Origin of the sequence: Thermoanaerobacterium butyriciformans (genome assembly GCF_017874545.1) — a bacterium.
Classification (GTDB): Bacteria; Bacillota; Thermoanaerobacteria; order Thermoanaerobacterales; family Thermoanaerobacteraceae; genus Thermoanaerobacterium; species Thermoanaerobacterium butyriciformans.
Map to the genome: position 1 here is coordinate 61316 of NZ_JAGGLT010000017.1, position 12759 is coordinate 74074.

General features: G+C 31.2%; 15 protein-coding genes and 1 pseudogene. 11 read left to right on the forward strand and 5 right to left on the reverse strand.

The genetic code is table 11. The features are described from left to right. The first annotated feature begins 82 nt into the window (after positions 1–82). Positions 83–739, forward strand: coding sequence for an HAD family hydrolase (locus J2Z80_RS08520; RefSeq protein ID WP_209454002.1), 657 nt, complete (start codon positions 83–85; stop codon positions 737–739). A gap of 73 nt (positions 740–812) precedes the next feature. Further along, positions 813–2177, forward strand: coding sequence for a B12-binding domain-containing radical SAM protein (locus J2Z80_RS08525; RefSeq protein ID WP_245301223.1), 1365 nt, complete (start codon positions 813–815; stop codon positions 2175–2177). Positions 2178–2194: 17 nt separating this feature from the next. Here the strand turns inward: J2Z80_RS08525 and asrC are convergent, their stop codons facing one another. The 4 genes from asrC to J2Z80_RS08545 form a co-directional block, all read right to left on the reverse strand. Beyond that, positions 2195–3184 (reverse strand): sulfite reductase subunit C, encoded by a 990-nt coding sequence (asrC, locus tag J2Z80_RS08530; protein WP_209454003.1) that lies wholly within the window; start codon positions 3182–3184, stop codon positions 2195–2197. A gap of 12 nt (positions 3185–3196) precedes the next feature. Further along, positions 3197–3988 (reverse strand): anaerobic sulfite reductase subunit AsrB, encoded by a 792-nt coding sequence (gene asrB, locus J2Z80_RS08535; protein WP_209454004.1) that lies wholly within the window; start codon positions 3986–3988, stop codon positions 3197–3199. Further along, the gene (gene asrA, locus J2Z80_RS08540) at positions 3985–5007 is read right to left on the reverse strand and encodes an anaerobic sulfite reductase subunit AsrA (protein WP_209454016.1); all 1023 of its coding nucleotides are present in this window, start codon (positions 5005–5007) and stop codon (positions 3985–3987) included. The genes asrB and asrA overlap by 4 nt, the downstream gene beginning before the upstream one ends. Positions 5008–5137: 130 nt before the next feature. Then, a complete protein-coding gene (locus J2Z80_RS08545; protein WP_209454005.1) occupies positions 5138–5437 on the reverse strand; it encodes a YmaF family protein in 300 nt (99 codons plus the stop codon). A gap of 507 nt (positions 5438–5944) precedes the next feature. Between J2Z80_RS08545 and J2Z80_RS08550 the strand changes: the two genes are divergently transcribed. The 9 genes from J2Z80_RS08550 (at position 5945) to J2Z80_RS08590 (ending at position 12284) form a co-directional block, all read left to right on the forward strand. Next, positions 5945–6652: a hypothetical protein gene (locus J2Z80_RS08550; protein WP_209454006.1), complete on the forward strand. Its 708-nt coding sequence runs from the start codon at positions 5945–5947 to the stop codon at positions 6650–6652. An 803-nt stretch (positions 6653–7455) separates the two neighbouring features. Continuing rightward, positions 7456–7875 carry a hypothetical protein gene (locus J2Z80_RS08555; protein ID WP_245301224.1) on the forward strand — a complete coding sequence of 140 codons (420 nt, stop codon included), beginning with the start codon at positions 7456–7458 and terminating at the stop codon, positions 7873–7875. Between the two features lie 47 nt (positions 7876–7922). Further along, on the forward strand, positions 7923–8561 hold the full coding sequence (locus J2Z80_RS08560; RefSeq protein WP_209454008.1) for a hypothetical protein: 639 nt from the start codon (positions 7923–7925) through the stop codon (positions 8559–8561). Next, positions 8551–8859, forward strand: coding sequence for a hypothetical protein (locus tag J2Z80_RS08565; RefSeq protein WP_209454009.1), 309 nt, complete (start codon positions 8551–8553; stop codon positions 8857–8859). The genes J2Z80_RS08560 and J2Z80_RS08565 overlap by 11 nt, the downstream gene beginning before the upstream one ends. 98 nt (positions 8860–8957) lie before the next feature. After that, positions 8958–9329, forward strand: a complete 372-nt coding sequence (locus J2Z80_RS08570; protein ID WP_209454010.1) for a hypothetical protein — start codon at positions 8958–8960, stop codon at positions 9327–9329. A gap of 121 nt (positions 9330–9450) precedes the next feature. After that, positions 9451–10074: a VanZ family protein gene (locus J2Z80_RS08575; RefSeq protein WP_209454011.1), complete on the forward strand. Its 624-nt coding sequence runs from the start codon at positions 9451–9453 to the stop codon at positions 10072–10074. 58 nt (positions 10075–10132) lie between these two features. Continuing rightward, positions 10133–10690 carry a copper amine oxidase N-terminal domain-containing protein gene (locus J2Z80_RS08580; protein ID WP_245301225.1) on the forward strand — a complete coding sequence of 186 codons (558 nt, stop codon included), beginning with the start codon at positions 10133–10135 and terminating at the stop codon, positions 10688–10690. Between the two features lie 278 nt (positions 10691–10968). Then, entirely contained in the window at positions 10969–11403 is a 435-nt protein-coding gene (locus tag J2Z80_RS08585) for a hypothetical protein (protein WP_209454013.1), read from the forward strand. A 23-nt stretch (positions 11404–11426) separates the two neighbouring features. Continuing rightward, a complete protein-coding gene (locus J2Z80_RS08590) occupies positions 11427–12284 on the forward strand; it encodes an AsnC family protein (RefSeq protein ID WP_245301226.1) in 858 nt (285 codons plus the stop codon). A 236-nt stretch (positions 12285–12520) separates the two neighbouring features. On the opposite strand, the pseudogene J2Z80_RS08595 reads toward J2Z80_RS08590, so the two are convergent. Further along, positions 12521–12759: pseudogene (locus tag J2Z80_RS08595) on the reverse strand (hypothetical protein); the annotation flags it as partial.

Genomic DNA, 12759 nt, shown 5'->3' on the forward strand with positions numbered 1-12759 from the left:
CAAATTATATAAGGACTTCACAAGAGATTAAATAATTTATATACTATATGTGTAGCAAATAAAGGGAGAAGGAGTGCTTAAAGTGTTTGAAGCAGTTATTTTCGACATGGATGGTGTATTAATCGACAGTGAACCGCTGCACATACAATTGGAAGAAGAGATTTTCAAGGAAATAGGAGCCAATATATCTTTTGATGAGCATATTTCGTTTGTGGGGACAACGTCTCATTATATGTGGGAATATGTAAAAAATAAGTGCAATCTACCTTTTACGGTTGAAGAACTTGTTGAGATGGATAGAAAAAGGTATTTTGACTATATATCAAAACACGACGATGCAGTAAAACCTATAGAAGGCATAGACGAACTTGTAAAGGAACTGTATTCAAGAGAAGTGAGACTTGCAGTTGCTTCATCATCACCTATTGATGTAATTGAACTTGTTGTAAAAAAACTTCATCTCGATGATTATTTCTGTGAGCTTGTATCAGGTGATTTTGTAAAGAGAAGTAAGCCATATCCTGATATTTTTCTTTATGCGGCAGAAAAACTTAATATTGCACCTGAAAGGTGCATAGTAATAGAGGACTCAAATAAAGGAGTTTTGGCTGCAAAAAGTGCTGGCATGAAAGTAGTTGGATTTATAAATCCTAATTCAGGAGACCAAGACATAAGTATAGCGGACATGGTTATACGTTCATTCTCTGAATTGAACTACGAAAAATTGCAAAATATATAAAATTGTTACATATGCTTGGAGGATTTTTAAGATTTGTGTAGAAATATATATTTGTTGTGTATTGTGATGAACTTTGAAAGGAATTGATATAATGGAGCAGTACGATGTTTTTCTTATAAATCCTCCATCATCAAATATGAAAGATAAATATGAACATTTGGGACTTGCATATATAGCTGCTTATCTTAGAAAATATGATATTAAAACGAAGATAATAGATATTCCACTATATGATTTATATCCAAATGACGTTATTTATGAGATTAAATCGGACAAGCCAAAATTAATTGGGGTAAGCATACCGTTTCAAGATAGCGCCAGTGAGGTTCTTGAATTCGTAAAAAGCATTAGAGAAGCAGGTTACAAAGGACATATTTCTATAGGCGGTATATACCCTACTTTCTCATACGATGAGATTTTGTCAGCATGTCCTCAGATTGACACGGTTGTTTTAGGCGAAGGAGAAATCACTTTTACAGAGCTTGCAAAAAAGATATTAAAAGATGAAGAATGGAAAAATATATCAGGCATAGCATATAGAGATGATGGTACTTTAAGACTAAACGATAGAAGACCACTTATAGATGATTTGGATAGTATGCCATATCCTGAAAGAGATACACTTCCGATTGTAATCTTGAAGTCAGGCTTTGCGTCAATGCTTACATCGAGAGGATGCTATGGAAGATGCAGCTTTTGCAGTGTTGGACCATTTTTCTCTCAGTTTGGCCAAAAGTACAGACAAAGAAGCGTAGAAAATGTCATGGAAGAGATGGAAATGCTCTACAAAAAATACAATGTAAGAAATTTATTCTTCAATGATGCTGAGTTTATAGGTGGGAAAGGGAAAAATTACGAGAGAGTCTATAAATTGGCTGAAGAAATTATAAAAAGCGGCATGGATATTAATTTCAGCATACAATGCAGGGTAAACGATGTCGAACAGGAACTTTTTACTATGCTTAAAAAAGCAGGATTGAGAAGGGTATTTTTAGGTGTTGAATCAGGATCACAAACGATGCTTGACCGTTTTAAAAAAGACGTAAAAGTTGAAGACAATATAAATGCTTTAAAGATTTTAAATGATTTAGATCTTTATATATCGATGGGATTTATCATGTTCGATCCGCATATAAATTTTAAAGAGCTTAGCGAAAACATCTCTTTTATAAATAATGCGGTAAAGTTGATAGGAAAAGAAAGGCTTGACTATTACCCTGTAAGTAGACTCCTGCCATTAGCAGGTACAGAGGTTGAAAGAGATATGAAAGAAAAAGGCTTGTATAAAGGAAATTCTTTAAACTACAATTATGAATTTGATGATAAGGCTATAGGGTTTATTTACAATTTATCACATAGCGTGTTTAATTTAGTCGGCAATTTAAAATCAAGGTTTAAAGGAAATAGCGATATCAATACTAAATGGATAAAAAGATAAGCCGTAAGTGGCTTATCTTAATCATATATTGTGTTTCTTTCATATCTATAACCTGTATAATCTATGTGGTTTGCTACTTTAGCTTTTTTAGGTAGTTTGACGTCTTTTAATACTTCTTCTTTAAATTTTTTAAATCCTTCCCTATCGACAATATAGCCAACATGCTCTTTATCTAAGGTTTTGTCGATGTATTTATCAATAAAGTCGTACATGTTTTTTATTATTTTTAGTACGGATTCTTCGTCTGCCCACTCGATAAATGTCTGCGCCAGTCTTGGGTTTTTCTTGCCTGTTCTACCCATTATGACGATTCTATAATACTTTTCGTCCCTTGTCCATGCAGAAGTTGGACACTTCAATATGCATTCACCGCAACCAATGCATCTATTAGGATCCCTTACGACTTTGAAGTTTTCGAAAGTAAGGGCACCAGTTACTCTTCTTTTGCAATTTTTTACACACGCTTGACAGCCAATACATCTTGATGGATCATAAATTGGCTCAACTTGACCTATAATACCTATGTCTTGCATGTGAGCTTTTATGCAGTCATTTGGGCAACCTGTGACTGCGATTTTTACGTGATAGTCATTAGGGTATATTAACTTTTCTATTTTTAACGCAAGTACTGTTGTATCGTAGTTGGCAAATGGGCATACGCGATTACCAATGCAAGCTGATACGTTTCTCGTACCTGCGGCAGGGTATCCTCCTTCTTCATCTTCTATTTGGACCCCTTCATCTTTAAGTCCTCTTATAATAGGAGATATAAGCTCATTTATCTCGTCAATTTTCTCCATTGATATTCCTGGTATTTCAAAACCTTGACGTGTTGTAATGTGAACAGTTCCATTGCCGTACTTTTCAGCTATTTCTTTTATTATGTCGAGATACTTTATATTTAGATCTCCTCCGGGGACCCTTATTCTAAGAGCTGTTATGCCCCGTTGTTTTGTCACTCTATAAGCATTTTTCTTTAAAAGTTTTGTGTCGATATCGAGAATCATTATTTCACCCCTTTAATCGAGAAGTTGTTTAGATTTTGTATAGTTGAATACAGGACCTTCAAGGCAAACGTAGGTTTCATTTATCTTGCAATGGCCACATTTTCCTATGCCACATGACATTTTTCTTTCGAATGATACCCAGATATTTTCCTCTAGTATGCCGCGCTTTAAAAATTCGAGGCATGCAAATTTCATCATCATAGGCGGACCTACTACAATTACGATCGTATCGTCGGAGTTTTCGATTTTTAAATCTGGTATAAATTTTGTGATTAGACCTGTATTTCCCTTCCACGTTTCATCGCCATTATCAACGGTCAATAAAACATCAAATTTTTCCTTCCATTTTTTTATTTCATCTTCAAAAAGTATATCTTTTGGAGATTTAAAACCCACCAAAATATTAAGTTTTTTTATCTCTTTAGGATTTCTGTTATACCTGTTTATTATGCTTTTGACTGGTGCAAGACCTGTACCGCCAGCGGCGATTACTACATTTTTATTTTTAAAGTCTTCTACAGGAAATCCGTGGCCATATGGGCCTCTTATAAACAAGAAATCGCCTGGTTTTAATTCATGTATAGCGTCTGTTACAGTGCCTACTTTTCTTATGGTAAGTTCGATGTATTCATCAGTGTAATCGCTTATCGATATTGGGGCTTCACCGATTTTAGGTATAGATACTTGTAAAAATTGTCCATGTTGTGGCAGAATATCGGATTTTAGCCTAAATGTATAATCGATATCTGTTTGAGGAATTATCGAAACAATTTCTGCTTTTATTGGCATGTACACATTTGTCATTTTGATTCCCCCCTATCGACTGCATCAGTGACTTTTGATACGATTTTTATAAATGAAATGTACTCCGGGCATACATCGTCACATCTTCCGCATCCAACGCACATTGTTGTGCCAAAGCGCTTTTTGTAGTCGTATATCTTGTGCATCACCTTAAATCTCATTCTCTCACCGTATTTTTGCCTGTAGCTGTGACCTCCCGCCACATCAGTAAATCCATCCACCATGCAGCTTGCCCATACCCGCCTTCTCTCTCCGCATTTAGGATTATCTTTGTAAAATATGTCTTGCATTGAGAAGCAACTGCATGTAGGGCATGATACAGTACATCTTCCGCAAGCTATGCATCTTTTCGTGTATTCGTCCCATAATTCATGATTAAATACATACTCTAGATTTTGAGATATTTTGTCTATATCAGGCAGTTTCACCTCAATTTCATTTTTTTCTATAAATTCTGGAATAAATTCTACCTCTTTGCCTGAAAAAGCATAGCTAAATTCGTCATTTTTTACATCGCATGTTATTTTGTCATTGTCAAATCTTACAAAGACATCATAATCTAAAAACTTGTTAGAACCTGTTGACACACAGAAACAAGTAGAAAAGCCTTTTGTGCACTCTATAATAAAGAACTTGACTTTATCTCTCAGTCTTTTGTAGTAATTATCTTCATAAGGACCATTTTTTAGAAAAATATTATCTAATTTTAGATATGAGTTAGCATCACATGGTCTTAAAAAGACGATGATTCCTTTATCGTCAATTTCAGGTTCTTTGTATTCATCTTCTGTAAAGTAAAATAGGGTTTGTGTTATAGGGTAAATCACCTCTTTTGGGGAATACCTTGATTTTTCGTTTAATTCTATATCTTTATATGAAGAGATTTCTCCGTATGTCACAAGGTCTGTGTCTGAAAATGCTCCTTTCCCCTTTAACCTTACAGGAGCAAATATTTTGTAATTTTTGCTTAATATTTTCAGGGCATCATCAAAACTTTTTACATCTAATTCAATACCCATCATATCACCTCGTATTGCTGTTTTCATGACTAATGGTTATTTATTTAACAAAATTTTATCATAAAATCGCAAATTTTTATGTGATATATCTCACAAATAATATAAAAACTCCCTCAAAAGAGGGAGCATATTAATTGTATATTTGCTTTGAAGTGCAATTGCTGTAATTATGATAATGGTCTTTATCGTAAGATGTTCTGCCATCCATTTTGTGGACGTGGCCATCTTTAGTCCTTATGGCAGGTCCTGTGTATCCATTTACATAGTGTTTATGATTTTTGGCTATAGACGTGTACCCAGAGTAATAGTGTATATGGCTTGTGCCATAAGGGATGGCATAGCTGGTACATCCTTTGTAATCGTGGTTGTGCTCTAACACTGTACTTGTAGTGCCAAAATAATCGTGGTAATGCTTATCTCCATCTGGCATAATATATACCTCCAAAATATATTGTTGTATTTTACATTATATGTTTGATGTTGATATAGTGATAATATATACAAATAAATGAAACGACTAAAAAATGCTTTTTCCTTCCTAAAAATGATATTTTCATTCCTAAAGTGACAATATTAAAATGAAATCATATATACTGAAATTGATAAAAAATTTTTATAAAAAACTGTAACGAAATCCATTGTAATTTGTTTTATAGGCATATTATTTGGAGAGAACAATGATATAAAAATAATAATGACAGCTATAAACATAGGCATCATAGACACACATGGCAATATATTATAGAATGATGTGCCGGAATTCGGCACTTACTTCATAAAAAATGTGCCGAATTTCGGAACTTCCCAAATGTTGGACTTGGAGTTATAATGTAGTCAAACAGATGAATGGCCATTCGATGTTTAATAAAAAAGTAGTTAGTGATGCTGTTTTGGTACCGAAATAGTGTTACTAACTATAAAAGGGAGATGTTTAGAAATGTTAAAAAAGGCTGTTTCATTGGTTCTTGTTGTAGTGCTTCTTTCAGTTTCAACTTTTAGTTATGTTTTTGCTTCAGAAATTTCTTCAAATGAAAAGGCAATAAATATTTCTTCAAATACTATAATTACAGAAAATAATATTTTAGAGGTTTGCAAATATTTGGGTATTGATGCAAAAAATTTTAAAAAAATGAAAGTGACAGGGAAAAATGTTTATACTGTTGGTGAATTAGAAAAGGTTATCAGTCAAGCTAAAACACAAGCCAGTATAATTAATTTACCAGAAGTTACATTGTCCAAAAACAATACTTCCTCAAGTATTACGGATTCTTCTATATCAAAAACTAATATTTTATCTGTTAACACAGCATTTCCTACTTATTCTAAAATGTTATATTATACATATAATGGAGATGGATATTCATTAACCTATTCAATTTTAGGATACTATAGTTATTATGGTATTTCTTGGACACCTTATTGGACGGGTGTCGGAGCTTCATCGGTTAGTGTAGATACAGATTCTTTATTAATAGTATATAAAGTAACTCCTATAAATATGCAAGGAACATATAATTCAGATTATATAACATTGAAGGCAGAAGTTAGATTAGATATGTATGTAGGAGTAAGTAATATTGGTCTTGTTAAAATAAATAGTAACACTATAACTTCAACTACTAATTGGGATACGTCATATATTTAATAAATTTAATAAACAGATATAATATAATCGTTTTTTCAATATCTTTAAAACAATATTGGTAGCGTCTATTAAGAATTAATAATGGAACCTCATACTGCGGGTTCCATTATTAATTCTATGAAAACTATTTTTTCTCTTTTCGTAAATGTAATAAGCGCATAAAAAACTCTCCAAATCTTAACCTTTCACCAATATAATTTGCTGCATTCATTAAAACTTTAATAATTATGATAAATAAAAGTAAAACATATATGAATTGTAAAATATACATAATATTGACCATAATTTTCCTCCACTTCAAAAGTATTATTGTATTTTTATATATTATACAATATAGTTTAAAAAATGTATACATTTTTTAGAAGTTATAAAATCGAGATTTGATAAAAATTTCCTTTAAAATCTATGAATTTTTACTTTGATTTAAAAAATTTTTTATAAAAAACTGTAACGAATTTCATTTTAATTTGTTTTATATTTATGAGAGGAAAAAATAGTGAGGTGATAGTGTGTTTAAAAAATTTTTGTCTATTTTTGTGTTGGCAATAATAATGATGACATCAATTTCAACCACTGGTTTTGCAGATGATGGTATTTCGAGTGACACCCATTGGTATTAAAAAAATAAAAATTATGCTTAATGATTTATGGAGAGACAAAATGATGGAGTGATATTGATGAACAATGACGCATTTATAAAAAGAGGAAACGGAAAACTGACTGGCCAAAGCTGGGGTTAAGGTTATATAGAGGTGATTAAAATAAATAAAGATAAATTAATCTCGTTAATAGTATTAATAATTTTGTCTTTATCAATTTTAATTGTCATAAGTGCAAAATATATTATTAGTCATAGAGATATATATAATGAAAATATTAATACAAGTGCCATAAAAGCATTAAAAGAAAAGTTGAATGAATCTAATTTTGTTACCGAATGTAAAATTTATTATTCCAGACCTTATTTATATTTTTCTATAATTATTGATTCAAGGTGTAAAAAAGAAGATGCATTAAATGTTTTACATATAATTAGGGATTTTGCGATTAATGAAGGTGATATGGAAGAATTAGAAAACAAATTTTATATACTGTCTATAGATGCCAGATTTTATAAAGATAAAAATATGAATAGCAAACCTATTTATTGGTTTTCTGGCAGTAGTAAAGATGGGTATAAAGTATGGTATGATGAAATTGAAAATGCGAAGTTATTTAATTAAGTGTGCATTTTTATTCATCAATAATGTATAAAGGGGGGAGGGATTTTATGAAAAAAATAATAATATGCATTGGTTTTGTTGTTATAGCAATAAGTTTGTATTTTTCTATTTTTATTACTTATAACATCGACAATACTAGAGAAGCGGAGCGGAATGCTATAATTAAGAAAGTCTCTTTATTACAAAATAAAATGATTACAATTTTAGATTCTTCAAAAAACATTTCACAAAATTCAATAGATATAGAAAAAACTATAACAATAGATAATGTTAAATTCACACTTTTCTCTTATAGCATGCCAAAAGTTAAATTTAAATTTGTTGGATATGCTATTTTAAGAAAAGGAATAAACAACAAATATAAAATCGAATCATTTGGGTATGGAACAAATCTTAATAATGATTGTATTATCAAAATTGGGAAAGAGAATCATTTGGTTTTATATGGTATGAATTACAAAGGGGAAATAGCCAAAATTGTTGGCAAATATGATAATCGAAATTATGAGGTCAATATCAATAGAGATGATGAATTTTATTTAAAAGATTTTAAGTTAAACGAAGTGATTGAGAACACCAATTCGATATGTATGAATTGGACATTATATGATAATAACTTGAATGATATTACAAATCAAATTAATAGAGAATACAATGAGGAGGTATTAAAATACCATGGAAAGTAAAAAAACTACTAATACTTTTATGTTAATAATAATAGTTTTATTGTTGATATTAGTTTTGGGTAATCGAACAAGTAAAGTACAATATGTCCCCAACAATAATGGATATGCAAGTCACAATATTGCCATAGTAAATATTGGTAATAATCGTATATTGATAATGGATCCTGATATAAATTCGGGCTCTTTTGGAAAGGTAATGGTATTAGAATATGATGAAAAAAATTTAAAATTTAAAGTAATTCAGGAAGAAGATTTAAGAAACGAATTTAGAGGTTTTTTAGGTTTATCAAAAAGATAAAGCAAAAAAGACTTGATTATGTATCCATTTTAATATAAAATTTCTATTTATTAATAAAATTGTTAATTAAAAGTATAAAATTATTGGATGGTGTTAGTATGAATTTTGTGGCAATATTAGTTATGTTACAAGGGACGTTGTATATATTAGACTCAATTATAAGAATGCTTGAAGGAACAAATTTTAAAATTGGCGGTAATGTCATACTAAGTACAAATTTTTATTTTATTGGTATCATATTTGGAGCTATATTTATTATATCTTCAATTGGGTTACTAAAGAAAAGGAAATATGGATATTTTTTAGCATTATATCTTTATGCAATATTGATTATTTACTATTTAATGGCTATAGTATATTTAATTATTAACCAGCAGTATTTTTTGGCGTTTTACTGTATTGCTGTAATGGCTGTTTTTTATATGATTATTAATTATATCAGGAAGAATAAATCAGAGTTTACTAAATAGTTAAATATTTGCTAAAATTCTAAAATTGCATTAATTTTAGCGAGATATCCAACAATGAACAATGACATGTCTATACAGTTTAAATAGACACTAATGTAGGTATTGCGAGGAGTTGTTATAATTGGGATTAGGTATAATGATAGACATTAAAACTATCATACCAGTGATAGTTTTAATGTATGGATGGCTAATTTTTTATATGTGGAGAAAGAGACAACGCAGTATTGGATATATATTATGTTTTTCGTTATTTTTTATATATTTGCTCTCTGTAGCTCACTATACTTTGTTTCCGATTCGATTATTCCAGCACAATGACTTGATTAAAGATGGAGTTGATTGGAAAAACGGTTTAAACTTTATTCCATTTCGTGAATTGACATATTCTTATCTTAATTCGGTACAAGGATGGGGGAATGTGATAATTACCATTCCTTTTGGTTTTGGACTGCCGTTTATAAGTAATGTCGATCTTAAATCAATTATATGGAAAGGGCTTTTATTTTCTATTTCGATAGAGCTTCTACAGTTTTTAGAAAACATATTTTATTTATCTGGTTATGTTGCCAGAAGGGTTGATATTAACGATGTAATACTGAATGCCTTAGGAGTATTATTAGGTTTCTGTTTATTTTGTATACTTTCTTGGCTTTATATTAAAAGCATACTGCCAAATGAAAAGGTGAAAGGAGTGTGGGATCATATTCATAAAGTTTTAATAAGAGAGAATTCTAGAAGTATATAATATTTGCCTTTACATGGGCTGGTTTGGATAATGTGATTAAAGAGGAGTTGGTGTGAGAATGAAATTTGTTTTTCTTAGACGTATTTTGTTTGTTGCTATTTTTGCTGTTGTATGTACAGGATCCATCGCTTACGCCGTACAAGATGATGGAAAACCTGTAACCAAAGAAACTGTCCTTCAAGCAGGATATTCTCAAGAAATGGACAATGGCATAATTATTTATAAAGATTCAGGTGGAGGCACTGTAATACATTTCCCTTATGTTCCGAAAATCAAGATAAATGGGCAAGAGATAAAATTTACTGAGGAGCCATTTACTTTAATAGACGGAATTACATTAGTACCGGCCCGTGAATTTTTTGAAAAATTAGGTACAACAGTGAATTGGCATAATGACAGTCAAACAATAACAGTAGAAAAAGGCAGTACGGCTGTAGAGTTGACAACAGGGTCAAAGGTAGCAAAAATAAATGATAAGATCAATGAACTTCCAGCGAAGGTGAGATTAGTCAATAATTGCACATATATCCCCCTAAGGGTTATAAGTGAAACATTTGGATATAAAGTCGATTATAAGGATGGTGTTATAACAGTAGATGCTGCTCAAGACAATTAAATATAGTGTATATCTATAAATAAGCTGTTGACAAATGTAACTTACAAAATAAGGATAGAAAATGCTCTGTCCTTAATTTTTTATATTATGTTGGGGAAAATTAAGAGCTAAAAATGCTTTTTCGTTCTCTAAAATGATATTTTCGTTCCTAAATTGACAATATTCGAATGAATTTTTATATACTGAAATTGATAAAAAATTTTTTATAAAAAACTGTAACGAAATCCATTTTAATTTGTCTTATATTTATGAAGGGAAAAAATTTGTGAGGTGATAGTGTGTTTAAAAAATTCTTGTCTATTTTTGTGCTGACAATAATAATGATGACATCACTTTCAACTACTGGTTTTGCAGATGATGGCATTTCGAAAAAATTGGTGACAAGTCCAATAACGCCTAATTGGATAGCTATATCCCAGTTTACTAACACATTCGACATATCATCAATGGGAAAATCAACCGTCGACAGCGTATTATATGCTTTCAGCGTTGACAAAATCAGAATTGATGCGTATCTTCAACAGTACAAGAACGGAAACTGGGTGACAATTAAAAGCTGGTCAAACACATCGACAGATATTAGCTGCTCCATAAGTGAAATATGGTATGTGGAAGAAGGGTATTATTACAGGCTTGTCACGAAAGGTACAGTCTATAGAAATGGAGTTCAATTAGAGCAAGCTAACTATACAAGCGATGCACATTGGTATTAAAATATGAGCTATTATAGTTGTGAATGATGATGCAGAAAGATAAAAGTATGGAGTTGATATTGATGAACAATGACATGTTTATAAAAAGAGGAAATGGTAAGCTGACTGTGTCTTATGGGGAATCATTGCTTTTAAATATCAATCCTGACAAAAACTCTTTTGATAGAACAATCGATGATGATGCATTGTTAAAAAAGAAAAGAGAAAATAACTTTTTAATATTGCTGTTAAACAACTTTGTAAAACGATGCTATAGGTATAAAGTGCTTATTGAAGAAGGCTATTTCTTTATTCTATGTGATAAAGACGGTTATGTGATTGAAATTATAGCTAATGACCAATTAAATGAAGATTTCAAAAAACTGCAATTTAGAGAAGGCATAAGCTTAAGGCTTGAAGACAGTGGAACAAATGCAGTCAACATAGCCATGGAATACAAAAGCCTTGCACAGTTATACGGAAAAGACCATTATTGCGACTTGTTTAAGAACTGGTATTGCACTGCAATGCCTATTACAGATCATTATAGCAAAGAAATAGTTGCATACCTTGATATATCCCGCATAAAGATTCCCAGCATAAAAGAGCAGAGCTTTACTCTAAAAAACATAGCAATTTACCTTGAAAAATGTATATCATGTAGAAGTGAAAATATGTCTTTCATAGGAGGAGAGATCGATGATACTGATAAGCTTATCCTATCATCATTAGTCCGAAATGGGGTAAGGAAAGTAGTAATGGACGAAGTAGGCATATCTGATAGAGCATTGAGAAACCATCTAAATAAATTAGGCATATTGTTTGATGCAGACAATGATATAAAAATAATAATGACAGCCACAAACATAGGCATCATAGACACACATGGCAATATATTATAGTAATGATGTGCCGGAATTCGGCACTTACTTCATAAAAAATGTGCCGAATTTCGGAACTTCCCAAATGTTGGACTTAGAGTTATAATGTAGTCAAACAGATGAATGGCCATTCGATGTTTAATAAAAATGTAGTTAGTATGCTGTTTTGGTACCGAGATAGTGTTACTAACTAAAAGGTTTCGGTAGTATTCAGGAGATAATTCAAAAATTAAAGAAAATTTAATCTATGAAATTAATTAAAGTTTTTCAGTATCACCGAGGATACCGGCTTCGGCGGAAGGCCTAACAGCAACATAGGCAAAAATTTGTTGAAAAAGCTTCTCAGGCCTTGATTCAAAATTTTCACCCTGTAAAGCCAAATCAACAAATTTCTGTATAATACCAGGGTGGCGTGGTGGAAGCTTCTGATTTTTAGCAAGCTTTTTACGAGGCTTACGTTTAAAAGGATGGAGAGAAACCTGTCGGTCTTTTTCAA

What these genes read in the sequence shown, in the direction of transcription:
- J2Z80_RS08545 (WP_209454005.1), bottom strand. Translation starts at nt 5,437, where the DNA reads ATGCCAGATGGAGATAAGCATTACCACGATTATTTTGGCACTACAAGT.
- asrC (WP_209454003.1), bottom strand. Translation starts at nt 3,184, where the DNA reads ATGATTCTCGATATCGACACAAAACTTTTAAAGAAAAATGCTTATAGA.
- asrB (WP_209454004.1), bottom strand. Translation starts at nt 3,988, where the DNA reads ATGACAAATGTGTACATGCCAATAAAAGCAGAAATTGTTTCGATAATT.
- asrA (WP_209454016.1), bottom strand. Translation starts at nt 5,007, where the DNA reads ATGGGTATTGAATTAGATGTAAAAAGTTTTGATGATGCCCTGAAAATA.
- J2Z80_RS08580 (WP_245301225.1), top strand. Translation starts at nt 10,133, where the DNA reads ATGAAATTTGTTTTTCTTAGACGTATTTTGTTTGTTGCTATTTTTGCT.
- J2Z80_RS08570 (WP_209454010.1), top strand. Translation starts at nt 8,958, where the DNA reads ATGAATTTTGTGGCAATATTAGTTATGTTACAAGGGACGTTGTATATA.
- J2Z80_RS08560 (WP_209454008.1), top strand. Translation starts at nt 7,923, where the DNA reads ATGAAAAAAATAATAATATGCATTGGTTTTGTTGTTATAGCAATAAGT.
- J2Z80_RS08565 (WP_209454009.1), top strand. Translation starts at nt 8,551, where the DNA reads ATGGAAAGTAAAAAAACTACTAATACTTTTATGTTAATAATAATAGTT.
- J2Z80_RS08550 (WP_209454006.1), top strand. Translation starts at nt 5,945, where the DNA reads ATGTTAAAAAAGGCTGTTTCATTGGTTCTTGTTGTAGTGCTTCTTTCA.
- J2Z80_RS08590 (WP_245301226.1), top strand. Translation starts at nt 11,427, where the DNA reads ATGATGATGCAGAAAGATAAAAGTATGGAGTTGATATTGATGAACAAT.